Source organism: Pseudomonas sp. GV105 (genome assembly GCF_003058185.1).
GTDB lineage: Bacteria > Pseudomonadota > Gammaproteobacteria > Pseudomonadales > Pseudomonadaceae > Aquipseudomonas > Aquipseudomonas veronii.
In genome coordinates this window covers 94,494-117,864 of sequence record NZ_QBUF01000006.1, presented here as the reverse complement: position 1 = coordinate 117,864, position 23,371 = coordinate 94,494, and the positions used below count along the sequence as shown (strand labels likewise).

General features: G+C 62.7%; 18 protein-coding genes. 13 read left to right on the top strand and 5 right to left on the bottom strand.

Going from position 1 to position 23,371, the window contains the following annotated elements:
* Positions 1-14 precede the first annotated feature (14 nt).
* Genes C8K66_RS13220 through C8K66_RS13210 form a run of 3 tightly spaced genes read left to right on the top strand, consistent with a single transcriptional unit; the run spans position 15 to position 3,889 of the window.
* Positions 15-2,195 (top strand): PepSY domain-containing protein, encoded by a 2,181-nt coding sequence (locus C8K66_RS13220; protein WP_108525044.1) that lies wholly within the window; start codon positions 15-17, stop codon positions 2,193-2,195.
* Positions 2,185-3,174 carry an FAD:protein FMN transferase gene (locus tag C8K66_RS13215; RefSeq protein WP_108525042.1) on the top strand — a complete coding sequence of 330 codons (990 nt, stop codon included), beginning with the start codon at positions 2,185-2,187 and terminating at the stop codon, positions 3,172-3,174. Before C8K66_RS13220 ends, C8K66_RS13215 begins: the two co-directional genes overlap by 11 nt.
* A gap of 13 nt (positions 3,175-3,187) precedes the next feature.
* Positions 3,188-3,889 (top strand): VIT family protein, encoded by a 702-nt coding sequence (locus C8K66_RS13210; RefSeq protein ID WP_046382838.1) that lies wholly within the window; start codon positions 3,188-3,190, stop codon positions 3,887-3,889.
* A 43-nt stretch (positions 3,890-3,932) separates the two neighbouring features.
* Here the strand turns inward: C8K66_RS13210 and C8K66_RS13205 are convergent, their stop codons facing one another.
* A complete protein-coding gene (locus tag C8K66_RS13205) occupies positions 3,933-4,595 on the bottom strand; it encodes a C39 family peptidase (RefSeq protein ID WP_057004472.1) in 663 nt (220 codons plus the stop codon).
* A 211-nt stretch (positions 4,596-4,806) separates the two neighbouring features.
* Here C8K66_RS13205 and C8K66_RS30995 point away from each other — a divergent pair, with 211 nt between their 5' ends.
* Complete coding sequence (locus C8K66_RS30995) at positions 4,807-4,968, top strand: hypothetical protein (RefSeq protein ID WP_164887010.1); 162 nt, start codon at positions 4,807-4,809, stop codon at positions 4,966-4,968.
* On the opposite strand, the gene C8K66_RS13200 is transcribed toward C8K66_RS30995, so the two are convergent.
* Positions 4,965-5,375 (bottom strand): hypothetical protein, encoded by a 411-nt coding sequence (locus C8K66_RS13200; protein WP_057004473.1) that lies wholly within the window; start codon positions 5,373-5,375, stop codon positions 4,965-4,967. The genes C8K66_RS30995 and C8K66_RS13200 overlap by 4 nt on opposite strands.
* Before the next feature lie 209 nt (positions 5,376-5,584).
* Between C8K66_RS13200 and C8K66_RS13195 the strand changes: the two genes are divergently transcribed.
* From C8K66_RS13195 to C8K66_RS13180, 4 genes are all read left to right on the top strand, one after another.
* On the top strand, positions 5,585-8,806 hold the full coding sequence (locus C8K66_RS13195; RefSeq protein ID WP_046485623.1) for an efflux RND transporter permease subunit: 3,222 nt from the start codon (positions 5,585-5,587) through the stop codon (positions 8,804-8,806).
* Positions 8,796-9,965: an efflux RND transporter periplasmic adaptor subunit gene (locus tag C8K66_RS13190; RefSeq protein WP_046382834.1), complete on the top strand. Its 1,170-nt coding sequence runs from the start codon at positions 8,796-8,798 to the stop codon at positions 9,963-9,965. Before C8K66_RS13195 ends, C8K66_RS13190 begins: the two co-directional genes overlap by 11 nt.
* Positions 9,949-11,367, top strand: a complete 1,419-nt coding sequence (locus C8K66_RS13185; protein ID WP_057004475.1) for an efflux transporter outer membrane subunit — start codon at positions 9,949-9,951, stop codon at positions 11,365-11,367. The genes C8K66_RS13190 and C8K66_RS13185 overlap by 17 nt, the downstream gene beginning before the upstream one ends.
* A 680-nt stretch (positions 11,368-12,047) precedes the next feature.
* The gene (locus C8K66_RS13180; protein WP_108525039.1) at positions 12,048-12,506 is read left to right on the top strand and encodes a transposase; all 459 of its coding nucleotides are present in this window, start codon (positions 12,048-12,050) and stop codon (positions 12,504-12,506) included.
* A gap of 518 nt (positions 12,507-13,024) precedes the next feature.
* Here C8K66_RS13180 and C8K66_RS13175 read toward each other — a convergent pair.
* The gene (locus C8K66_RS13175; protein WP_046382831.1) at positions 13,025-14,308 is read right to left on the bottom strand and encodes a Zn-dependent hydrolase; all 1,284 of its coding nucleotides are present in this window, start codon (positions 14,306-14,308) and stop codon (positions 13,025-13,027) included.
* A gap of 132 nt (positions 14,309-14,440) precedes the next feature.
* Positions 14,441-15,928, bottom strand: a complete 1,488-nt coding sequence (locus C8K66_RS13170; RefSeq protein WP_046485631.1) for an NCS1 family nucleobase:cation symporter-1 — start codon at positions 15,926-15,928, stop codon at positions 14,441-14,443.
* 602 nt (positions 15,929-16,530) lie between these two features.
* On the opposite strand from C8K66_RS13170, the gene hydA reads away from it, so the two are divergent.
* The 3 genes from hydA (at position 16,531) to preA (ending at position 20,768) form a co-directional block, all read left to right on the top strand.
* Positions 16,531-17,970 (top strand): dihydropyrimidinase, encoded by a 1,440-nt coding sequence (gene hydA, locus C8K66_RS13165; protein ID WP_057004477.1) that lies wholly within the window; start codon positions 16,531-16,533, stop codon positions 17,968-17,970.
* Positions 17,971-18,126: 156 nt separating this feature from the next.
* Positions 18,127-19,494, top strand: a complete 1,368-nt coding sequence (locus C8K66_RS13160) for an NAD(P)-dependent oxidoreductase (RefSeq protein ID WP_108525177.1) — start codon at positions 18,127-18,129, stop codon at positions 19,492-19,494.
* A complete protein-coding gene (gene preA / locus C8K66_RS13155) occupies positions 19,494-20,768 on the top strand; it encodes an NAD-dependent dihydropyrimidine dehydrogenase subunit PreA (protein WP_017847462.1) in 1,275 nt (424 codons plus the stop codon). The genes C8K66_RS13160 and preA overlap by 1 nt, the downstream gene beginning before the upstream one ends.
* 606 nt (positions 20,769-21,374) lie before the next feature.
* Here preA and C8K66_RS13150 read toward each other — a convergent pair.
* Positions 21,375-21,995, bottom strand: a complete 621-nt coding sequence (locus C8K66_RS13150; protein ID WP_017847463.1) for a TetR/AcrR family transcriptional regulator — start codon at positions 21,993-21,995, stop codon at positions 21,375-21,377.
* A 115-nt stretch (positions 21,996-22,110) separates the two neighbouring features.
* Between C8K66_RS13150 and copC the strand changes: the two genes are divergently transcribed.
* Together copC and copD are read left to right on the top strand one after the other, a co-directional pair.
* Positions 22,111-22,476 (top strand): copper homeostasis periplasmic binding protein CopC, encoded by a 366-nt coding sequence (gene copC, locus C8K66_RS13145; RefSeq protein ID WP_017847464.1) that lies wholly within the window; start codon positions 22,111-22,113, stop codon positions 22,474-22,476.
* A gap of 3 nt (positions 22,477-22,479) precedes the next feature.
* Positions 22,480-23,337: a copper homeostasis membrane protein CopD gene (copD, locus tag C8K66_RS13140; protein ID WP_108525037.1), complete on the top strand. Its 858-nt coding sequence runs from the start codon at positions 22,480-22,482 to the stop codon at positions 23,335-23,337.
* Positions 23,338-23,371 lie beyond the last annotated feature (34 nt).

Below are 23,371 nucleotides of genomic sequence, written 5' to 3'. Positions count from 1 at the left end.
TCTGGAGGCTGAACATGCTTCGCCAGTTCCATTCACTGCCCGGTCTGATCGCCGCCCTGTTGGTCATGATATTGGCCATCAGCGGCGCAGTGCTGTCCGTCAATCCGGCCTTGGAACGCCTGCACGGCACGTCAACCGCGGCCGGGCAGCTCAATGTCGGCCAGTTGGCGGGACGCATCGCCAACCACTTTCCGGGGGTGGAGCAGATCCAGCGCAGCGCCTCCGGAACAGTGATCATCTACTACAACCAGGACGGCCAGGCGGGTGCGCAAACCGTCGATCCACTGACCGGCCAGGGCCTCGGGCCCTATGAGCCGTCCGTTGTTTCGCGCTGGGTAAAAGACCTGCACCGCTCGCTGTTCATGGGTACCACCGGGCATGGGATCGCGGGCGTCGGCGCACTCTTCATGTTGATGCTTTGCGTGTCCGGCGCGCTGTTGCTGGCGCGCCGCCTGGGTGGCCTGCGCAACCTGTTGCGGCCGCTGCGCGGCTCGTTCAGCCAGCGCTGGCACGCCGAAGTCGGGCGCCTGGCCGTGCTCGGGCTGCTGCTGTCGGCCTTGACTGGGCTGTACATGTGCGCCACGACCTTCGGTTTGATCGCCGACGGCAGTCAGGCTGAGCCGGCCTTCCCCGCGCATATCAGCGTCGGCGCGGCGCAGCCGGTGGCCAACCTGCAAGCCTTGCAGGCCATCGATCTGAACGACCTGCGCGAACTGGTTTACCCGAGCCCCGGTAACCCCGAGGACGTGTTTTCCCTGCGCACCGCCCAGGGTGACGGCTACGTGGACCCGGTCAGCGGCACGCTGTTGTCGTATCAGGCCCACGATTCAATGCACAACCTGTATCAACTGATCTATCAATTGCACACCGGCGAAGGCCTCTGGTGGCTGGGCTTGATCCTCGGGGTTAGCGCCCTCAGCGTGCCGTTGATGAGCGTGACCGGCATCCTGCTGTGGTGGCGCCGCCGCAAGGCCGCGCCGAAGATTCGCCATAACAGCCCGGCCCACGCCGCCGACAGCGTGATTCTGGTGGGCAGTGAAACCAACAGCACCTGGGGTTTTGCCAATACCTTGCACGCGGCGTTGCACCAGGCCGGGCACCGGGTTCACAGCGCCGCGATGAACGATTGGAAGGGCGAGTACCGCGCTGCCCAGCGCCTGTTCATCCTCACCGCCACCCACGGCGACGGCGATGCACCGGCGTCGGCCGCGCAGTTCCTGGCACGGCTGCAGCAAGTGGGCCTCAAACCCGGCCTGCCCTTTGCGGTACTCGGGTTTGGCGACCGGCAGTTTCCGCGATTCTGTCAGTACGCCCATCAGGTGCAGGACGCGATGGTACAAGCCGGCGGCACGCCATTGCTGGGGCTGGAAACCGTGAACCGTCAATCCTCGCAGGAATTTGCGCGCTGGGGCGATGCGTTGGCGGCGCCACTGGGCCACGAGCTGCCGCTGATCCACACGGCGCAGCGCCCGCGCAGCCGTCGTCTGGAATTGACCGAGCGCATCGTCTATGGCGAAGCCGTGAACGCACCGACCCACGTCCTGCGCTTCAAGGCCGCGGGCGCGCTACCGAGCTTCCAGGCCGGCGATCTGGTCGGCATTTTGCCGCCGGACAACCCGGTGCCGCGCTTTTACTCGCTGGCCAGTTCCTCTGAAGACGGCACGCTGGAAATCTGCGTGCGCAAACACGAAGGTGGCCTATGCTCGGGGTTCCTGCATGAGCTGAAGATCGGCGGGTTGGTCGAAGCGTTCATCCAGCCCAATCCGCAATTTCGTCCGGCGTCGGGCGCGCACCCGGTGATTCTGATCGGTGCCGGCACCGGTATCGGGCCCCTGGCCGGTTTTATTCGCCATAACACCGCCAAACACCCGATGCACCTGTATTGGGGCGGACGCAACCCGGCTTCGGATTTTCTCTATGAACCGGAGCTCAAGCGTTACCTGGCCGACCGCCGCCTGACCGCATTGCGCGCGGCGTTCTCCCAGGTTCAGGAGCGCAGCTATGTGCAAGACCGGTTGCTCGGCGATGCCCTGGCGTTGCGCGCCCTGATCGAAAACGGCGCCCAAGTGCTGGTGTGCGGCAGCCGCGAGATGGCCAAAGGCGTGATGCAAGCGCTGGATAACGTGTTGGCCCCGCTCCACCTGAGTGTGCTGGCCCTGAAAGCACAAGGACGCTACCGTGAAGATGTCTACTGAGCCCCAACGCTACAGCCTGAACGGCGAGACCATGGGCACGCGCTATACCGCCGTGTTCTATGCCGAGGCCGGCGTCGACACCGACGCGATCAACCGCGGCCTGGCCCAGGCCGTGGGCCGGGTGGACCAGCAGATGTCCACCTGGAAGGCCGATTCCGACCTCAACCGCCTCAACGCCGGCCCCGAGCAAACATGGTTGCCGGTGCCCCAGGAACTGGCCACGGTGTTGGCCGCCGCGTTGCGGGTCAGCCAGCAATCCGGCGGGGCTTTCGACATCGCCGTCGGTGATCTGGTGGACGCCTGGGGCTTCGGTCCCGGCGCACTCTCAGTCACCGAACAGACCATCGACGCCCTGCCGTCACGCAGCGGTCTGTCGGCCACTGCGGCGTTGACGGTGGACACGCAACGCCACCAAGTGCGCAAACGCGCGCCGCTGCACCTCAACCTCAACGGGATCGCCAAAGGCTTTGGCGTCGACGAACTGGCGCGCTGCCTGGACGGCTTCGGGCTGACCCGCTACCTGGTCGGCATCGATGGCGAAATGCGTGCCCGCGGCGTCAAGCCGGATGCTCAACCGTGGGTCGTGGCCATTGAAAAACCAAGCCGGGGCCAGCGTGAAGTGATGGGAGTCATGGAACTCAGCGACGCCGCCATCGCCACCTCCGGCGACTACCGACACTGGATTGACGTGAAAGACCGACACTATGCTCACACCATGAACCCGGCCACCGGCGCCCCGCTGTGCAATACCGTCGCCGCCGTCACGGTGGTGGCCGCCTCGTGCATGCTCGCCGATGCCTGGGCCACGGCGTTGATGGTGCTGGGCGAAATCGAAGGCCCACGCTTGGCGCAGGCACGCGGGATGGACGCACTGTTCGTGCTGCGCGAGGGTGAACAACTCAAAGAAATATCGATTGTCGGCGGTATTCTGCAGGCGCAGATTGAAAGCCGTCCGCCCCAACCCCGTCCACGAACGTGAGTCCCGCACACCGATGAAATTCATGCACCGGCACACCGAATCCCACCGCAGCGACCGTATCGGCTGGCTGCGCGCCGCGGTCCTGGGCGCCAATGACGGCATCGTCTCCACCGCCAGCCTGTTGATCGGTGTCGCCGCCGCCAACGCCAGCCACGCCTCGCTGATCGTCACCGGCATGGCCGGGCTGGTGGCGGGGGCGATGTCGATGGCGGCCGGTGAATACGTTTCGGTGCATTCCCAGGCCGATACCGAGCACGCCGATCTGGCCCGAGAGCGAGCGGAACTGGCGAGTAACCCGAAAGCCGAACACCGCGAACTTGCCAACATCTACATGCAGCGTGGTGTATCACCCGAATTGGCTCATCAGGTCGCCGACCAATTGATGGCGCACGACGCCTTGGGGGCTCACGCCCGGGACGAGCTGGGCATCAGCGAAGCCCTCACCGCCAAACCGCTGCAAGCGGCGCTGGCCTCGGCGGCGAGTTTCGTGGTCGGTGCCGCGTTGCCGCTGGCGGTGACGCTCATCGCGCCAGAGCACAGCGTGGTGCCGTGGATCTGCGGCATGTCCCTGCTGTTTCTTGCCAGCCTTGGCGCCGTGGCGGCCAGGGCCGGCGGGGCGAAAGTCTTCGTCGGCGCCTGGCGCGTAACCCTGTGGGGCGTGCTGGCCATGGGCATTACGGCCAGCGTCGGGGCGTTGTTCGGCGCTGTGGTGTAGCGCGAAAACACACCGCGCCCCAACGTGGCGGGCGCGGTGTGTCTTACTTTCTTTCGGCCAATACCTTGAGTGCCTGCGCCGCAGCCTGCTCTTGCCCGGCCTGGGCGGTAGCATTGGCCGCTTCGCGCCAGCGCTGCGTATCCACATTGGCCGGCAACTGGCTCGGGCGCTGGGTGAGGATTGCCCAGTGACCGGCGCTGCTCCACTTCGACTCAAAGTCACTGAAGCTCATCAACAACCGCCGATCCATGCCTGAGCGCAGCAGCACCGTGCTTTTCTGCTGGTTGAAACCCACCACGACCACGTAGTGCGTGCTGGACAACAGGCCGCCGCCGATCCGCGCCATCACCGGGTAACCCGCGCTCACCTGCGCCAGCACCGAGGTGAGCTTGGCGTCGAGCGGATACACCATCAACCCGTATTCACGGGCCAGCACCTGCATGTTGCGCTCCAGGTTCGCTTCGCCGCCCGGCAAGTGCAGCGGCTTATCCAGCAAGCCCGGTGTCATGACAATGCCTTGTTGCGACAGCATGCTGGCTAACGCCGTGGGACCGCTTTGATAAGCGTCGCTGCGAAACGTCGGCACGCCATTGAGCTCGACACGCTCCGGCAGGCCCGGCAGTTTCGACGGCTGCCCGGAACAGGCCGCGAGCCCCAGGGTGCAGGCCAGCAGCAAGGACGTTGTAACGTTGGACCGTAACCGCAATTTTCTACCCTCTTGATCAACTGCCGGTAAGGGCCCTGATCATAGGACGCTCTTCCGCTCGGGTATAGCCTTGAACCGCAGTAAAACGCCCGGGATAGAGCAAAGAAGTTGGATCGACACGACCATTGGTCAATAGCAGGCAACCGTCGTCTGACTAGACTGTCCATTGAGAAGACTGTGTGTGCGCCCTGCTGGGCGAAAGGAGGCCAGAATGAGCCTTGCAACGACGATTTTCCTGTTGATCTGCGGTTGGCTCGCAGTGGCCGCCGCCATGTTGTGGGGGGTGTTGCGCATTACCCGTCGGCACCATCACCCCCACGTCAAAGCAGCTGCATCCGCCAAGCCGCACAAGACGGCGGTGCATCACGCCTAGCCAGGCATGCAATTGAAGTCCTGCGTTGCCGCGACTTCCTTACCGTGACCATCCAGGAGCGATGCGCGCACCGTGGTGCCCAGGCTGGATTCGATCAGGGTGTAGTGTTCACCCGCCTTGAAGTTCTCGTACTCCACGCGGCCCTGGCAGTCCTGCTGGTTATCGTCGCCCGGCTCTTCCTCGAACAACGTCACATCCAAACGATGGGCTCCCGGCGGCACTTCGAAAAAGCGCCCGTCATCCACGCGTTTGCCGTCGACGCGCTCGGCCATCAGGTCATTCGGCGCTTCTTCTTTCAATCCGATCCAGGCTTCGCTGGGGTCGGCTTTGGGCATCGGGCCGGCGCAGGCCGACAGTAACAACACAGCGCTCAAGGCGGGAATCAGCAATAACGGTTTGAGTGACATGGCAGAACTCCAAAGAATTTCAGTTAAAAGACGCATCGCATCCGATGGGTCACAAGCTTGGAGAGCCGCCCTTTGTAGAACAAATGAATACACATGAAACGATCTTCAGCCCATACCTAAATCTTCCTTCACCTGGCTGAAAGGTGCGTGTTAGGTGGGTCGGGCAAGACTGCCGGGGTTTGCAATCCTGCTCCCTCGGAGGTTCACGCATGCTCGGGCTGGTAAAGACCGCACTGCAAAAGCCGTACACGTTTATCGTGTTGGCCATATTCATCTGCATCATCGGGCCGATGGCGGCCCTGCGAACCCCCACTGATGTATTCCCCGATATCGGCATCCCCGTCGTTGCAGTGGTCTGGCAGTACAACGGCCTGTCGCCGGACGCCATGGCCGGGCGGGTGATCTACACCTACGAACGCTCCCTGAGCACCACCGTCAACGACATCGAACACATCGAATCGCAATCCCTGCCGGGCATGGGCATCGTCAAGATCTTCTTCCAGCCCGGCGTCGACATCCGCACCGCCAACGCCCAGGTGACAGCGGTGTCACAAACCGTGCTCAAGCAAATGCCCCCCGGCATCACGCCGCCGCTGATCCTCAATTACAGCGCATCGACGGTGCCGATCCTGCAAATGGCGTTCTCCAGCCCGACACTGTCGGAAGCCAAGATCCGCGACCTGGTGCAGAACAATATCCGCCTGCCCCTCAGCGCCCTGCCCGGCCTGGCCATGCCCACGCCCATGGGTGGCAAGCAGCGGCAGATCACCCTCGACCTCGACCCGCAGGCGCTGGCCGCCAAAGGCTTGTCGGCGCAGGACGTGGGCAATGCCCTGGCGTTGCAAAACCAGATCATCCCGGTGGGCACCGCCAAGCTCGGCCCCAACGAATACACGATCCTGCTCAACAACAGCCCCAAGGCCATCGATGAACTCAACGACCTGCCGATCAAGACCGTCGACGGTGCGCTGATCACCATCGGCCAGGTGGCCCACGTGCGTGACGGTTCGCCACCGCAGACCAACATCGTGCGCGTCGACGGCCATCGCGCGGTGCTGATGCCAGCGTTGAAAAACGGCAGCATCTCCACCCTGTCGATCATCGACGGCATCCGCCAGATGCTGCCGCGCATCAACGAAACCCTGCCGCCGTCGCTGAAGACCTCATTGCTCGGCGATGCGTCGGTGTTCGTCAAACAATCGGTGGGCAGCGTGGCCCAGGAAGGCATCATCGCCGCGCTGCTGACCAGCGCGATGATCCTGCTGTTCCTCGGCAGCTGGCGCTCGACGCTGATCATCGCCGCCTCGATCCCCCTGGCGGTGCTGTCGGCCATCGCGCTGCTGGCGGTCAGCGGGCAAACCCTCAACGTGATGACCCTCGGCGGGCTGGCGTTGGCGGTGGGGATTCTGGTGGACGACGCCACGGTGACCATCGAAAACATCAACTGGCACCTGGAACAGGGCAAGGCGGTGAAGGCTGCGATCCTCGACGGCGCCGCGCAGATCGTCGGCCCGGCGTTCGTCTCGCTGCTGTGCATCTGCATCGTGTTCGTGCCGATGTTCTTGCTGCAAGGCATCGCCGGGTACCTGTTCCGGCCGATGGCCCTGGCGGTGATCTTCGCCATGGCCAGCTCGTTCATCCTCTCGCGCACCCTGGTGCCGACATTGGCGATGTACCTGCTCAAGCCGCACACGCCGGAACCGGGCACCGGCCACCACCCGGAAGATGCGTTCATCAACCACCACGAAGGCGAGCAGCACACCAAACCACGCAATGCCGTGCTGCAGTCGGTGCTGAATTTCCAGCAGGGTTTCGAGCGGCACTTCTCGAACATCCGCGACACCTACCATGGCCTGCTGACGTTGGCCCTGGGCAATCGCAAGCGCTTCATCGTCGGCTTTTTAGCCTGTGTGCTCGCCTCGTTTTTGCTGCTGCCCAGCCTGGGCCAGGATTTCTTCCCGGCCACCGACGCCGGGGCGCTGGCGCTGCATGTGCGTTTGCCGCTGGGTACGCGGATCGAGGAAAGCGCTGCGGCGTTCGACCGGATCGAGGCGCGGATACGCGAAGTGATCCCGGCCGACGAACTCGACACCATCGTCGACAATATCGGCATTCCGCTGAGCGGCATCGACATGGCCTACAGCAGCAGCGGCACCATCGGCCCGCAGGACGGCGATATCCAGGTCAGCCTGAAACAACACCACGCGCCCACCGCCGACTACGTGAAAAAACTGCGTGAGGCGCTGCCGCAAAGTTTCCCTGGCAGCCACTTTGCGTTCCTGCCAGCGGACATCAGCAGCCAGATCCTCAACTTCGGCGCGCCGGCGCCACTGGACGTGAAAATCTCCGGGCGCAGCGATGCCGAAAACCGCGCCTACGCCGTGGAACTGGAACGCCGTCTGCAACACGTACCGGGCATCGCCGACCTGCGCATCCAGCAGTCCACCGGCTACCCGTCGCTGCAAGTGAATGTCGACCGCCTGCGCGCCAACGGCCTGGGCATCACCGAGCGCGATGTGACCAACAGCATGGTCGCCTCCCTCGCGGGCAGCTCGCAAACCGCACCGACGTTCTGGCTCAACCCGGCCAACGGCGTGTCCTATTCCATCGTCGCCGCCACCCCGCAATACCGCCTCGACAGCCTGCCGGCGCTGGAAGCACTGCCGGTGACCGGTGCCGATGGTCAATCGCAAATCCTCGGCGGCGTGGCCAGCATCTCCCGCGTGCAAAGCCCAGCGGTGGTGACCCACTACAACATCGAGCCGACCCTGGACCTCTACGCCAACGTGCAAGGCCGCGACCTCGGTGGCGTGGCCCGCGACGTGCAAAAAGTGCTGGACGACACCGCGTCCATGCGTCCCAAAGGCGCGACGATCAGCCTGCACGGGCAGATCGATGCGCTGCATGAAGCCTTCAGCGGTTTGAGCGTCGGCCTGCTCGGCGCGGTGGTGCTGATCTACCTGCTGATCGTGGTCAACTTCCAGTCGTGGGTCGACCCGTTCGTGATCATCACCGCGCTGCCGGCGGCATTGGCGGGGATCGTGTGGATGCTGTTCCTCAGCGGCACGTCGTTGTCGGTGCCGGCGTTGACCGGGGCCATCCTGTGCATGGGCGTGGCCACCGCCAACTCGATCCTGGTGGTGAGCTTCTGCCGGGAACGCCTGGCCGAACATGGCGATGCGCTCAAGGCCGCACTGGAAGCCGGCTACACGCGCTTTCGTCCGGTGTGCATGACCGCCCTCGCGATGATCATCGGCATGCTGCCGCTGGCCCTGTCCGAGGAGCAGAACGCGCCGCTCGGCCGCGCCGTGATCGGTGGCCTGATCCTCGCCACCACCGCCACCCTGTTATTTGTTCCCGTGGTCTTCAGCCTGGTCCACGGTCGTCAGCCTACTCGCGCAACTGTTGGAGAAACGCCCCATGTCGTCTGATCACAAACCCTCGCGCAAGCGTCTGATGCTCATGGGTGTCGGCGGCCTGACCCTGGCCGCCCTGCTGGTCGCCAACGGCCTGTACGCCCGCACAATGCACGAGCGCTCCGTCACCGCCTGGACCGAAACCGCCGCCGTGCCGCAGGTGATGGTGTTCCAGCCGCAGCAGAACGTAGCCGGTGACACCCTGCGCCTGCCCGCTCACCTTGAAGCCTGGAGCAAGGCGCCGATCCATGCGCGGGTCAGCGGCTACTTGAAGGACTGGAAAGTCGACATCGGCAGCCAGGTCAAAGCCGGGCAAATCCTCGCCGAAATCGACAGCCCCGATCTCGATCAACAACTGGCGCAGACCCATGCGCGCCTGGTGCAGCAACAGGCCAATGCGCGACTGGCCGCCACCACCGCGACGCGTTGGCAAAACCTGCTGGCCAGCCATTCGGTGTCGCGCCAGGAGGCCGATGAAAAAACCTCCAACGCCGCAGCGGCCAAAGCCAACGCCGAAGCCGCCGCTGCCGATTACGCGCGCTTGTCGGCGCTGGAAAGCTACAAGACTATCCGCGCGCCGTTCGCTGGCACCATCACTGCGCGCAACACCGACATCGGCCAGTTGATCAAGGCCGACACCGACAGCGACCCGGAGCTGTTCAACATCGCCGACACCCACCAGTTGCGCCTCTACGTGCCGGTGCCGCAGAACTACGCGGCCGTCATCCACCCCGGGCTTGAAGCCGAGCTGAGTGTTCCCGAGCACCCCGGCGAACACTTCAAGGCGCACCTGATCGGCGACTCCACCGCCATCGACCGTCGCTCCGGCACCCTGCTCGCGCAGTTTGTTGCCGACAACCCCAACGGCGAGTTGCTGCCAGGCGATTACGCCGAAGCGACCCTGCCGATTCCGGCAGACACCCATGGCGTGAGCATCCCGGCCAGCGCGCTGATCTTCCGTGCCCAAGGCACCCAGGTCGCGGTGCTGGATGCGCAAAACCACATACACCTGCAGGCCATCCATATCGGCCTGGACCTGGGCGAACGCCTGGTGATCGACCAGGGCCTGAAACCCGCCGACCGCGTGGTCGACAACCCGCCCGACGCCCTGCGCGAAGGCGACCCCGTGCAACTGGCCGACGCCTCCGGAGGTGCCCATGCGCCCAAGGCTTAAACCGCTTGCCGCGGTGATGCTGCTGGCGTTGCAAGGTTGCTCGCTGGCACCGACCTACAACGTGCCGGCGATCGACCTGCCGGCCAACTATCGCGAACAGACCAGCGATGGCCCCTGGCACAGCGCGCAGCCGTCCGACCAACTGGCGCCGCAGTGGTGGACGCTCTACCGCGAACCGCGCCTGGATCAGCTGCAACAGCAATTGCTCAAGGCCAACCCGGACCTGGCGGCAGCGCTGGCGCACTTCGATGCATCCCAGGCGTATGCCAGCCAATTGCATGCCGGGCTGTTCCCGCAGATCACCGCCAGCGCACAACCGCTGCGTCAGCGCCAATCCGACTCGCGTCCGCTGCGCAGTACCACGCAGCCGTCGGTTTACAACAGCAACACGGCGGGGTTTTCATTGAGCTACGACTTGGACCTGTGGGGCAAAATCCGCAACCAGGTGGCGGCGGGTGATGCACAGGCGCAAGCGTCGGGCGACGATCTGGCGGTGGCGCGCTTGAGCTTGCAGCATCAGTTGGCGACCTTGTACGTGCAGCTCAATGGGCTGGATGCGCAAAGTCGGATTCTCAACAGCTCGCTGGAGGATTTCAGCCAGGCCCTGCAACTGACCCGCAGCCGCTACGAGGGCCAGATTGCTTCGGAACTGGACCTGACCCGCGCGCAAAACCAGCTCGCCCAAGCCAAGGCGCAACTGGATGAAGTGCGCGGGCAACGCAACCTCACCGAGCATGCCATCGGTGAACTGGTCGGCGTGGCGGCCAGCGACTTCACACTGCCGGCGAGCCAACAACTGATCGCCCTGCCGGGGATTCCGTCGCAACTGCCGAGCCACCTGCTGCAACGTCGCCCGGACATTGCGGCGGCCGAGCGCCGAGTGTTTGCGGCCAACGCAAATATCGGCGTGGCCAAGGCCGCGTGGTACCCGGATTTCAGTCTGACCGGGTTGATTGGCGGGCAGACCCAAGGCGTGGGGAATTTACTGTCGGCGGGCAATCGGTATTGGGCGCTGGGGCCGCTGATGAACTTGCCGATCTTCGATGGCGGTCGCTTGAGCGCCAACGAACGCCAGGCCAAGGCCGAGTTCGAACAAGCCTCGGCACAGTACCGCAGCCAGGTACTGAAAGCCGTGCGCGAGGTCGAAGACAACCTGGCGCAGCTAAGGGATTTGCAGCAGGAGGCGCAGGATGAACAAGCCGCGGCAGATGCGGCGCAGCATACGCAAGCGTTGGCGATGAACAGCTACCAGGCCGGCGCGGTGAGCTATCTGGATGTAGTGACCGCGCAGACAGCGGCGTTACAGGCACAGCGGACCTTGCAGGCGGTGCAGACACGGCAGTTGCAGGCGAGTGTGGGGCTGGTCACCGCGCTGGGCGGCGGCTGGCAACCTGGCGCCTGACGCTTTTTTTGTGCAAACCAGCTCAAAGGTGGGAGCTGGTTTGCCTTTGATGAGGCTGGATCAGCCAAACATCACCGACTGATCCAGCACACATTCAGTCTTCCGGCCGACTGTTGAGAAACACGGTCACTGCTGTGTAATCACTGTCATTGGCGTGTCGGTACGCGGTATTGCTGTGATAGCGGCGGCGTCAGTTCCGGCCTCATCGGGGGCAAGCCCCCTCCCACATTGGTCCGGCGCCAGACACACAATGTATGAACACCGCAGAGCCCATGTGGGAGGATTCAAGCCCATCCCACACTGGTCCGGCGCCAGACACACAATGCATGAACACCGCAGAGCCCATGTGGGAGGATTCAAGCCCATCCCACACTGGTCCGGCGCCAGACACACAATGTATGAACACCGCAGAGCCCATGTGGGAGGATTCAAGCCAACCCCACACTGGTCCGGCGCCAGACACACAATGTATGAACACCGCAGAGCCCATGTGGGAGGATTCAAGCCAACCCCACACTGGTCCGGCGCCAGACACACAATGTATGAACACCGCAGAGCCCATGTGGGAGGGAGCTTGCTCCCGATAGCGTTCGCACAGACACATCCTGCCAAAAGCCTGCCCTTAAACCTGCAGTTCACCCATCTAGCCTCTCAAAACACACCCAGAGAGAGGCCAGGGAATGCCCGACTTACCCGCTTCACACCGCCTGCGTATCGGCCGATTCAGCGAACCCAACCGTATCTACCTCATCACCACCAACACCCACGAACGCATCCCGATATTCAAGAATTTCCATCTCGGTCGCTTGGTGGTCTGGCAGTTTCGATTAGCTCAGTACCAAGGGCTGGCGAACTCCCTGGCATGGGTGACCATGCCGGACCATTTCCATTGGCTGCTCGAACTGAAAAAAGGCTCGCTGGCTGACCTGATGCGCCAGGTGAAGTCCAAAAGCACACGGAGCGTCAACGGTGCGAGCGAACGCAAGGGGAGGCTTTGGCAGGAAAGTTTCCATGACCGGGCGCTGCGCAAGGAAGACGACCTGGTGAAAATGGCCAGGTATGTGGTGGCCAATCCATTGCGGGCGGGATTGGTTAGCCGGATTGGCGACTACCCGTTGTGGGATGCCATTTGGGTATAGACACAGTTCAACTGTGGGAGGGGGGCTTGCTCGCGATGGCGGTGGGTCAATCACATGTGTATCGGCTGAACCACTGCTATCGGGAGCAAGCTCCCTCCCACACTGATCCTGCGCCAGACACACAATGTATGAACACCGCAAAACCCATGTGGGAGGGGGCTTGCTCGCGATGGCGGTGGGTCAATCACATGTGTATCGGCTGAACCACTGCTATCGGGAGCAAGCTCCCTCCCACACTGATCCTGCGCCAGACACACAATGTATGAACACCGCAAAACCCATGTGGGAGGGGGCTTGCTCGCGATGGCGGTGGGTCAATCACATGTGTATCGGCTGAACCACTGCTATCGGGAGCAAGCTCCCTCCCACACTGATCCTGCGCCAGACACACAATGTATGAACACCGCAAAACCCATGTGGGAGGGAGCTTGCTCCCGATAGCAGTGGTTCAGCCAGCTCATCTGTAACTGACCCACCGCTATCGCGAGCAAGCCCCCTCCCACAGGTTTTACCGCGTTTCAGGCCGCGCGTTTGCCGCTGGCAATGGCGGCCGAGGCGGCCACCATCGCCCGCAACAACACCGCACACCCCGCCGCCAGGTCATCCGGCGCGGCGTTTTCGATTTCGTTGTGGCTGATGCCGCCTTCGCATGGCACGAAGATCATCCCCGCCGGGCCGAGTTCGGCGACGAAGATCGCGTCGTGCCCTGCCCCGCTGACGATGTCCATGTTCGACAACCCCAACCCATTCGCCGCATCGCGCACTGCGTCGACGCAACCCTTGTCGAAATACAGCGGCGGGAAGTCGGCGGTGGGTGTCATTTCAAAACTCAACCCATGCTTGGCGCAGGTCTCGTCGATCACCTGGCGTACCTGGGCGATCATCGAATCCAAGCGCGCCGGTTCCAGGTGGCGGAAGTCCAGGGTCATACGCACCTCACCCGGGATGACGTTGCGTGAGCCCGGATAAGCCTGCAAGCAACCGACAGTGCCACACGCATGCGGCTGATGCCCCAATGCCGCCGCATTCACCGCCGCGACCACCGCGGCTGCGCCGACCAGGGCGTCCTTGCGCAGGTGCATCGGCGTCGGCCCCGCGTGGGCTTCAACGCCGCGCAGGGTCAAGTCGAACCACTTTTGCCCGAGGGCACCGAGCACTACGCCGATGGTTTTCTTTTCATCCTCAAGAATCGGCCCCTGTTCGATATGTGCCTCGAAATAGGCGCCGACTTTGTGCCCACTCTCCGGCCGCGTCCCCGCATAGCCGATCGCATTCAGTGCCGCGCCGACGCTGATACCCTGCGCATCGACCTTGGCGAGGGTGTCGGCCAGGCTGAATTTCTCGGCAAACACCCCCGATCCCATCATGCACGGCGGGAAGCGCGAGCCCTCTTCGTTGGTCCACACCACCACTTCCAGCGGCGCCTCGGTTTGCACCTTGAGGTCGTTGAGGGTGCGCAACACTTCCACACCGGCCAGCACGCCGAAGCAGCCATCGAACTTGCCACCGGTGGGCTGGGTGTCGATATGGCTGCCCGTCATCACTGGCGGAAGGTCGGGGTTACGCCCGGGGCGACGGGCGAAGATGTTGCCGATACCGTCGACGGTCACGCTGCACCCGGCCTCTTCGCACCATTGCACGAACAGGTCGCGGGCCTGGCGGTCGAGGTCGGTGAGGGCCAGGCGGCACACGCCGCCCTTGGCGGTGGCGCCGAGCTTGGCCAGCTCCATCAACGACTGCCACAAACGGTCGCGGTTGATGTGCTGATGGGTCGATTGCAGAACGTCCAGGGCAGCGTTCATGGGGATCTCCTCAGGCTACATGTTATGAATGGAATGCAGTTCAAATGTGGGAGGGGGCTTGCTCCCGATTGCAGTGGGTCAGTCACCCATGCAGTGGTGGAATGACCACCTGTTTGACTGCATTCCATCGCGTTACAGCAGGGATTTGGCCGGCATCGGCGTCAGGCCACGCCTGGCATTCAGCCCGTAATACAACACGCCGCCCAACGCCGAACCGGTAAACCAGCCATAGCTGTAGAACCAGCTGAACACGTCGCTGCCCAATGACAGCAAGGTCAGCACCACCGGCACGCCAAACGCGACAAACCCGCTCCAGTTCCACGCCGGGTACACGTCGTCACGGTACAAACCGGCGAGGTCCAGGCGCTGTTTGCGCGTGATGAAGTAGTCCACCACCATGATCCCGGCGATCGGCCCCAGCAGGCTGGAATAGCCGAGCAACCAGTTGGAATACACCGTCTCCAGGCTCACATCGGAAACGATCAGCCCGAGCTTCTTCAGCAGCTCGTGGCCCATCAACACCAACCCCACCAGGCCGGTGAGAATCACTGCCGAAGTGCGGTTGATCAGCTTGGGCGCGATGTTCTGGAAGTCGTTGGTGGGCGACACGATGTTCGCCGCCGTGTTGGTGGACAAGGTGGCGACGATGATCAATGCCATGGCCACGGCGACCCACACCGGGCTCTGGATATGCCCGATCAGCGTCACCGGGTCGGACACGCTGACGCCCACCAGTTTCACCGACGCGGCGGTCATGATCACACCGAGGGCGGCGAACAGGAACATGGTCAGCGGCAGGCCGAAAATCTGCCCGAGGATCTGGTCCTTCTGGCTCTTGGCGTAGCGGCTGAAGTCGGGAATATTCAGCGACAAGGTGGCCCAGAACCCCACCATCGCGGTCAGGCCGGCCATGAAGTAACCGGTCAGGCTTGCACCTTCGGGGCGTTTGGGCGGGATCGCCATCAACTCGCTGAGGGATACGTTCGGCATCGCCCACACCAGCAGGCCAATGCCCACCGCCACCAGCAGCGGTGCCGACAGGGTTTCCAGGCGCTTGATCGACTCGGCGCCGCGCAGCACCACCCACAGGTTGAGGGTCCAGAAGATCATGAAGCCGATCACCTCACCGGTGCCGCCCAAGGCCTTCCACCCCTCGAAAATCGAGCCCAGGAACAGGTGAATCGCCAGCCCGCCGAACATGGTCTGGATGCCGAACCAGCCGCACGCCACCAGCGCTCGGATCAGGCACGGCACGTTGGAACCGAGGATGCCGAACGACGAACGCAGCAACACCGGGAACGGAATGCCGTACTTGGTACCGGGGAAGGCGTTGAGGGTCAGCGGGATCAGCACCACGATATTGGCCAGGAGGATCGCCATCAGCGCCTCGCCCACCGACAAACCGAAGTACGCGGTAAGCACCCCGCCCAGCGTGTAGGTGGGCACGCAGATCGACATGCCGACCCACAGCGCGGTGATGTGCCACTTGTTCCACGTGCGTTCATGCACCTTGGTCGGTGCCATGTCGTGGTTGTAGCGAGGGCTGTCGAGGACGTCGGGGCCGGCGTCGAGTTCGTACAGGCCGTTGCGTTCAATAACTTGCGATCTGTTCTGTTGCATGGCCGCTCCACGGTTTTTTCGAATTATTGTTGCTCACCTGCAAGGTCGGTGCAGGTGGCCGGAGTACCTCGTAAACAACATGACATCAAGGGTCCGGCCAGCCGCCACTGCACTCAATAAACGTGCCGACAACCCGCCCTGACCCTGCACCGCATATATAACTCGCTGATGTTTATCAGCTTTATTTCAAACGCCGATGAGTCCTTCGGTACTTGCCGCGTGACGCAGGCTGGATAACGCGCAAGTTGTCCGAACGTTCAGGACTCAATCTGGTGCAACACAATTATTTTTATTTACCGCCGCCGTCAAGCGGCATGTCTCAAGCGCCTGATTTGCAATAAGAAATGTTGTTCATATTTGGAACCTGTCAAGTGCGTCAAAATGGTGATCAGTCGCCACATTTTGGTGATTTTTATTTTTTATCCTTATATTTCAACATGTTAAATAACAACTAAGCGTAGGAAAAATCTTCTTGCTCATTCTAAAAACACCGGCTAGTTTCTATTCCTGTCACCGATGACAGGTTTTTACCAAGCCTGTGCTGAAAACAACTACAACACTTAGAACTGGCACCAGCCGGTCAAGCCTGTGAGGAACTCGACATGTCGCTGTTGATCCGTGGCGCCACCATCATTACCCACGACGAAAGTTACCGCGCCGATGTTTTATGCGCAGACGGTCTGATTCGCGCAATTGGCACGGGCCTGGATATTCCCGCTGGCACCGAAGTACTCGATGGCAGCGGCCAATATTTGATGCCCGGCGGCATCGACCCGCACACCCATATGCAACTGCCCTTCATGGGCACCGTGGCCAGTGAGGATTTTTTCAGCGGCACGGCGGCGGGTCTGGCGGGGGGCACCACCTCGATCATCGACTTTGTGATTCCCAACCCGCAGCAATCCTTGCTCGAAGCCTTTCACCAATGGCGCGGCTGGGCACAGAAGTCGGCGGCCGACTATGGCTTTCACGTGGCGATCACCTGGTGGAGCGAGCAGGTGCGCGAGGAAATGGCCGAGCTGGTCAGCCATCACGGCGTCAACAGCTTCAAGCATTTCATGGCCTACAAGAACGCGATCATGGCGGCCGACGATACCCTGGTGGCCAGCTTCGAACGCTGCCTGGAGCTGGGCGCGGTACCCACCGTGCATGCGGAAAACGGCGAGTTGGTGTATCACCTGCAACGCAAACTGATGGCCCAGGGCATCACCGGGCCGGAAGCGCACCCGCTGTCGCGTCCGTCCCAGGTCGAGGGCGAAGCGGCCAGCCGCGCGATCCGTATCGCCGAGACCATCGGCACGCCGTTGTACCTGGTACACGTCTCGACCAAAGAGGCGCTGGATGAAATCACCTATGCGCGCGGCAAAGGCCAGGCGGTGTACGGCGAGGTGCTCGCCGGGCACTTGCTGCTGGACGACAGCGTCTACCGCCACCCCGACTGGCAGACCGCCGCCGGCTACGTGATGAGCCCGCCGTTCCGCCCGCGCGGGCATCAAGAGGCGCTGTGGCATGGCCTGCAATCCGGCAACCTGCACACCACCGCCACCGACCACTGCTGCTTCTGCGCCGAGCAGAAAGCCGCCGGGCGTGACGATTTCAGCAAGATCCCCAACGGCACCGCCGGTATCGAAGACCGCATGGCGCTGTTGTGGGATGAAGGGGTCAACACCGGGCGCTTGTCGATGCAGGCGTTCGTCGCGCTGACCTCCACCAACACCGCGAAGATCTTCAACCTCTACCCGCGCAAAGGCGCAATCCGCGTCGGTGCCGATGCCGACCTGGTGCTGTGGGACCCCGAGGGCACGCGCACGATTTCCGCCAAGACCCACCACCAGAACGTCGACTTCAACATCTTCGAAGGCAAGACCGTGCGCGGCGTGCCGAGCCACACCATCAGCCAGGGCAAGCTGGTCTGGGCCGACGGCGACCTGCGCGCCGAACGCGGTGCCGGGCGGTATGTGGAACGGCCGGCGTATCCGTCGGTGTTCGAGCAGTTGAGCAAGCAGGCTGAGCGTTCCAAGCCGGTTGCTGTGAACCGCTGAGACCGCTATCGGGGGCAAGCCCCCTCCCACAATTGACCGCATGCTTTCAGACACAATGCGATCACTGTGGGAGGGGGCTTGCCCCCGATGAGGCCAACCCAGGCAACAAAAATGCCCGCCAGAGGCAATCCGAAAAAAAACCGTGAGGCCCACACCGTGATCCAGACCCTGACCCACCTCCCCCATCCCCATGAAGACGGGGCGACCCTCGCCAGCCATTTCACCGACCTGGCACCGCCCCTCAACGCTCGCCAGGCGCAACTGGAAGCCTCGCGCTGCCTGTATTGCTACGACGCGCCGTGCGTGAATGCGTGCCCCAGCGAAATCGACATCCCGTCGTTCATCCGCAATCTCCACACCGACAACGTGCAAGGCGCCGCGCAGAAGATTCTCTCGGCCAATATCCTCGGCGGCAGCTGCGCCCGGGTCTGCCCCACCGAGATCCTGTGCCAGCAAGCCTGCGTGCGTAACCACGGCGAAGAATGCGCGCCGGTGCTGATCGGCCTGTTGCAACGCTACGCCATCGACAACGCGCACTTCAGCGAACACCCGTTCCAGCGCGCCGTCACCACCGGCAAGCGCATCGCCGTGGTCGGCGCCGGACCGGCCGGCCTGGCCTGCGCCCATCGCGCCGCGTTGCACGGCCACGATGTGGTGATCTTCGAAGCCCGGGAAAAAGCCGGCGGCCTGAATGAATACGGGATCGCCAAGTACAAACTGGTGGATGACTTCGCGCAGAAGGAGCTGGAGTTCCTGCTGCAGATCGGCGGCATCGAGATCCGTCACGGCCAGCGCCTGGGCGACAACCTGTCGTTGAGCGAACTGCACCAGCACTTCGATGCGGTGTTCCTCGGCCTCGGCCTGGCCGCCAGCAAGCAACTCGGCCTGCCCCATGAGGACGCCCCCGGCCTGCTCGCCGCCACCGAATACATCCGCGAACTGCGCCAGGCCGACGACCTCACCCAATTGCCCCTGGCCGACCGCTGCATCGTGCTCGGTGCCGGCAACACCGCCATCGACATGGCCGTGCAAATGGCCCGCCTCGGCGCCCGCGACGTCAACCTGGTGTACCGCCGGGGCCTGGCGGACATGGGCGCCACCAGCCATGAGCAGGACATCGCCAAGGCCAATCAGGTTCGCCTGCTGACCTGGGCCCAGCCGGAGGAAGTGCTGCTGGACGAGCAAGGCCATGTGCGCGGCATGCGTTTCGCCCGCACGCACCTGGACAACGGGCGCCTGCAACCCACCGGCGAAACCTTCGAACTGGCCGCCGATGCGATCTTCAAGGCCATCGGCCAAGGTTTCGACAACGCCGCACTGCACGACCCGCTGGCCCAGCAACTGCAGCGGGTCGGCGAACGCATCTTCGTCGACGAGCAGCTGCGCACCAGCATCCCCGGCGTGTATGCCGGCGGCGACTGCATCAGCCTCGGCCAGGACCTCACCGTACAGGCGGTGCAACACGGCAAGCTGGCGGCAGAAGCCATGCACGCCCAACTCATGCTCAACGTGGAGGCTGCGTAATGGCCGATCTCTCGATTGTCTTCGCCGGTATCAAAGCCCCCAACCCGTTCTGGCTGGCCTCCGCGCCACCCACCGACAAAGCCTACAACGTGGTCCGCGCCTTTGAAGCAGGCTGGGGCGGCGTGGTCTGGAAAACCCTCGGGGAAGACCCGGCGGCGGTCAACGTGTCGTCGCGTTACTCGGCGCATTACGGCGCCAACCGCGAGGTGCTGGGCATCAACAACATCGAGCTGATCACCGACCGCTCTTTGGAGATCAACCTGCGCGAAATCACCCAGGTCAAAAAGGACTGGCCGGACCGCGCGCTGATCGTGTCGCTGATGGTGCCGTGCGTCGAAGAGTCCTGGAAAAACATCCTGCCGCTGGTGGAAGCCACCGGTTGCGACGGCATCGAGCTGAACTTCGGCTGCCCCCATGGCATGCCCGAGCGCGGCATGGGCGCGGCGGTCGGCCAGGTGCCGGAGTATGTGGAACAGGTGACGCGCTGGTGCAAGACGTACTGTTCGCTGCCGGTGATCGTCAAGCTCACGCCGAATATCACCGACATCCGGGTGGCGGCGCGTGCGGCGTATCGCGGCGGTGCGGACGCGGTGTCGCTGATCAACACCATCAACTCCATCACCAGCGTGGACCTGGAGCGCATGGTCGCCCTGCCGACGGTCGGCACCCAGAGCACCCACGGCGGTTACTGCGGTTCGGCGGTCAAGCCGATCGCGCTGAACATGGTCGCCGAAATCGCCCGCGACCCGCAGACCCACGGCCTGCCGATCTGCGGCATTGGCGGCATCGGCAACTGGCGCGATGCGGCGGAATTCGTCGCCCTCGGCTGCGGTGCCGTGCAGGTGTGTACGGCGGCGATGCTGCATGGCTTTCGCATCGTCGAAGAAATGAAGGACGGCCTGTCGCGCTGGATGGACAGTCAGGGTTACACCAGCCTGCAGGATTTTTCCGGGCGCGCCGTGGGCAATACTACGGACTGGAAGTACCTGGATATCAACTACCAGGTGATCGCCAAGATCGATCAGGCCGCCTGCATCGGCTGCGGGCGTTGCCACATTGCCTGCGAAGATACGTCGCACCAGGCCATCGCCAGTTTGAAACAGGCGGACGGCACGCATAAGTACGAAGTGATCGATGACGAATGCGTGGGCTGCAACCTGTGCCAGATCACCTGCCCGGTGGCCGATTGCATCGAGATGGTACCGGTGGACACCGGCAAGCCATTCTTGAACTGGACCCAGGATCCGCGTAATCCGTACCGGGAAGCGGTGTAGTCCTGTAGAGCGCTATCGGGGGCAAGCCCCCTCCCACAGTTGACCGCATTCTTTCAGACAAAATGCAGTTCATTGTGGGAGGGGGCTCGCCCCCGATGAGGCCCTCAGCCTCACCACAAAACTCAAGGCTCAAACAGTTGACCGCATTCTTTCAGACAAATGCAGTCAATGTGGGAGGGGGCTTGCCCCCGATGAGGCCCTCAGCCTCACCACAAGCCTCAAGGCTCAAACAGTTGACCGCATTCTTTCAGACAAAATGCAGTCAATGTGGGAGGGGGCTTGCCCCCGATGAGGCCCTCAGCCTCACCACAAAACTCAAGACTCAAACAGTTGACCGCATTCTTTCAGACAAAATGCAGTCAATGTGGGAGGGGGCTTGCCCCCGATGAGGCCCTCAGCCTCACCACAAAACTCAAGACTCAAACAGTTGACCGCATTCTTTCAGACAAAATGCAGTCAATGTGGGAGGGGGCTTGCCCCCGATGAGGCCCTCAGCCTCACCACAAAACTCAAGACTCCAACAGTTGACCGCATTCTTTCAGACAAAATGCAGTCAATGTGGGAGGGGGCTTGCCCCCGATGAGGCCCTCAGCCTCACCACAAGCCTCAAGGCTCCAACCCAATCCCGCGCAAAATCACACTGGTCACCGTCTGAATCGCCCTCTCGAACTGCATATCCGACAACGGCTGGTGATCGTTCAGAATCTTCACCTGATGATCAAAGTCAGCGTAGTGCTGGGTCGAGGCCCAGATCATATACAGCAGGCTCGCCGGCTCGACCGGCAGGATGCGTTTGTCTTCCACCCATTGGCGAATCTTCGCTTCCTTCATCTTGGCCCAGTCGTACAGGCTTTCATCCAGCGCCTCACCGAGCGTCGGCGCGCCGTGGATGATTTCGTTGGCCCAGACTTTCGACCCATACGGCCGCGTGCGCGAGCGTTGCATCTTGGCGCGGATGTAGCTGCTGAGCACCACTCGCGGGTCATCGAAGGTTTCGAAACTCAGGGCATCCTGCTTCCACACTTCCAACAGATCGAACAGCACTGCGCTGTACAGCTCGCTCTTGGTGGTGAAGTAGTAATGCAGGTTGGAACGCGGCAATTGCACTTCGGCGGCAATATCGGCCATGGCGGTGCTGCCATAGCCCTTCTCGGCGAAGATTTTTTCCGCCGCTAGCAGGATTTTTTCGACGTTGACCCGACGAATTCCGATCTTGTGCTTGCCCATAAGGGCTCCCCGACAAAGACATAACGGAAAGACTACCACCCGCTCTAGATCGGGGCGACAGGAGGAGCCGAAACTTCGTACACTGCCCGTCCTATCCTTTGATTGGTATTGCTCAATGTTGATCAAGAAAACCCTGACCACCGTCGCTCTGCTGGCTTCGCTGCTGGGCGCCTCGGCGGCGTTTGCCCATGCTCACCTCAAGAGCGCGACGCCTGCGGCAGACAGCAGCGTCGCGGCACCGAACGATGTGCGCCTGACCTTCAGCGAAGGCGTGGAGGCGACCTTTTCCAAGGTTTCCCTGAGCAAGGACGGCACCGAAATCGCAATCAAGGGCCTGGCAACGCCGGATGCCGACAAGAAAACCCTGGTGGTGACGCCCGCCGCTCCTCTGGCAGCCGGCACCTACAAAGTGGTGTGGAACGCGGTCTCGGTCGACACCCACAAGAGCAACGGTGAATACAGCTTCAAGGTCGGCCAATAACCTATGGCGACGCTGCTGGTGCTGTGCCGTTTCCTGCATTTCATCGTCGTCTTGTTGATGTTCGGGGCCTGTGTATTCAGGCCCTGGCTGATGGGCAATGCACCGCAGTTGGCGCTGGACCGGCAAGTGCTGCGTATCAGCCGAGCACTGGCCTGGCTCGGGCTCGGCTCCGGCGTGGCCTGGTTGCTGCTGATCACGGTCAGCATGGCCGGCAGTTGGGACGCCGCACTGCAACCGGCCACTGTGCAATTGGTGCTGGGCAAGACCTTTTTCGGCCAAGTGTGGCTCTGGCATCTGCTGCTCAACGTGCTGCTGTTGATCGCCTTGATCAAACCCTGGTCGGCGTTGCGCCTGCCCTTGATCGGCCTGCTGCTGGCGACCCTGGCCCCAGTCGGTCACGGCGCCATGCTCAACGGGCTCAGCGGCCAGTTGCTGATCCTCAATCAGGTCGTCCACCTGGCGTGCGTGGGCGCCTGGCTTGGCGGTCTGCTGCTGTTGGTATTGATCCTGCGCCAACCGCAGCGCCATGGGCTGGAGCCGATTCTGCGGCGTTTCAGCGGCGCGGGTTATGGCCTGGTCGCCGGCTTGCTGGTCACCGGCTTGATCAACGTGCGTGTATTGACCGGGCAACTGTGGCCCACCCCGCTGTTCAACGGTTTCGCCCTGATTCTGCTGATCAAGGTGATGCTGGTGCTGGGCATGTTGGCCCTGGCGCTGCTGAACCGCTTGCGTATCGAGCGCTGCGAACAACGACTGGAGACCTTGAAGGCCAGTGTGACGGCTGAATGGTTACTAGGTATTTCAGCGGTAGCCGCCGTCTCCCTCCTCGGCACGCTGCCCCCGATGGCGATGGCCGGCTGAATCCATAGTCAGCTTCCCCACTGGCCCACGACCA

Excerpts from the sequence above, each read along its gene's own strand:
- C8K66_RS13220 (WP_108525044.1), top strand. The coding sequence starts at position 15 with ATGCTTCGCCAGTTCCATTCACTGCCCGGTCTGATCGCCGCCCTGTTG.
- C8K66_RS13215 (WP_108525042.1), top strand. The coding sequence starts at position 2,185 with ATGTCTACTGAGCCCCAACGCTACAGCCTGAACGGCGAGACCATGGGC.
- C8K66_RS13210 (WP_046382838.1), top strand. The coding sequence starts at position 3,188 with ATGAAATTCATGCACCGGCACACCGAATCCCACCGCAGCGACCGTATC.
- C8K66_RS30995 (WP_164887010.1), top strand. The coding sequence starts at position 4,807 with ATGAGCCTTGCAACGACGATTTTCCTGTTGATCTGCGGTTGGCTCGCA.
- C8K66_RS13200 (WP_057004473.1), bottom strand. The coding sequence starts at position 5,375 with ATGTCACTCAAACCGTTATTGCTGATTCCCGCCTTGAGCGCTGTGTTG.
- C8K66_RS13195 (WP_046485623.1), top strand. The coding sequence starts at position 5,585 with ATGCTCGGGCTGGTAAAGACCGCACTGCAAAAGCCGTACACGTTTATC.
- C8K66_RS13190 (WP_046382834.1), top strand. The coding sequence starts at position 8,796 with ATGTCGTCTGATCACAAACCCTCGCGCAAGCGTCTGATGCTCATGGGT.
- C8K66_RS13185 (WP_057004475.1), top strand. The coding sequence starts at position 9,949 with ATGCGCCCAAGGCTTAAACCGCTTGCCGCGGTGATGCTGCTGGCGTTG.
- C8K66_RS13180 (WP_108525039.1), top strand. The coding sequence starts at position 12,048 with ATGCCCGACTTACCCGCTTCACACCGCCTGCGTATCGGCCGATTCAGC.
- C8K66_RS13175 (WP_046382831.1), bottom strand. The coding sequence starts at position 14,308 with ATGAACGCTGCCCTGGACGTTCTGCAATCGACCCATCAGCACATCAAC.
- C8K66_RS13170 (WP_046485631.1), bottom strand. The coding sequence starts at position 15,928 with ATGCAACAGAACAGATCGCAAGTTATTGAACGCAACGGCCTGTACGAA.
- hydA (WP_057004477.1), top strand. The coding sequence starts at position 16,531 with ATGTCGCTGTTGATCCGTGGCGCCACCATCATTACCCACGACGAAAGT.
- preA (WP_017847462.1), top strand. The coding sequence starts at position 19,494 with ATGGCCGATCTCTCGATTGTCTTCGCCGGTATCAAAGCCCCCAACCCG.
- C8K66_RS13150 (WP_017847463.1), bottom strand. The coding sequence starts at position 21,995 with ATGGGCAAGCACAAGATCGGAATTCGTCGGGTCAACGTCGAAAAAATC.
- copC (WP_017847464.1), top strand. The coding sequence starts at position 22,111 with ATGTTGATCAAGAAAACCCTGACCACCGTCGCTCTGCTGGCTTCGCTG.
- copD (WP_108525037.1), top strand. The coding sequence starts at position 22,480 with ATGGCGACGCTGCTGGTGCTGTGCCGTTTCCTGCATTTCATCGTCGTC.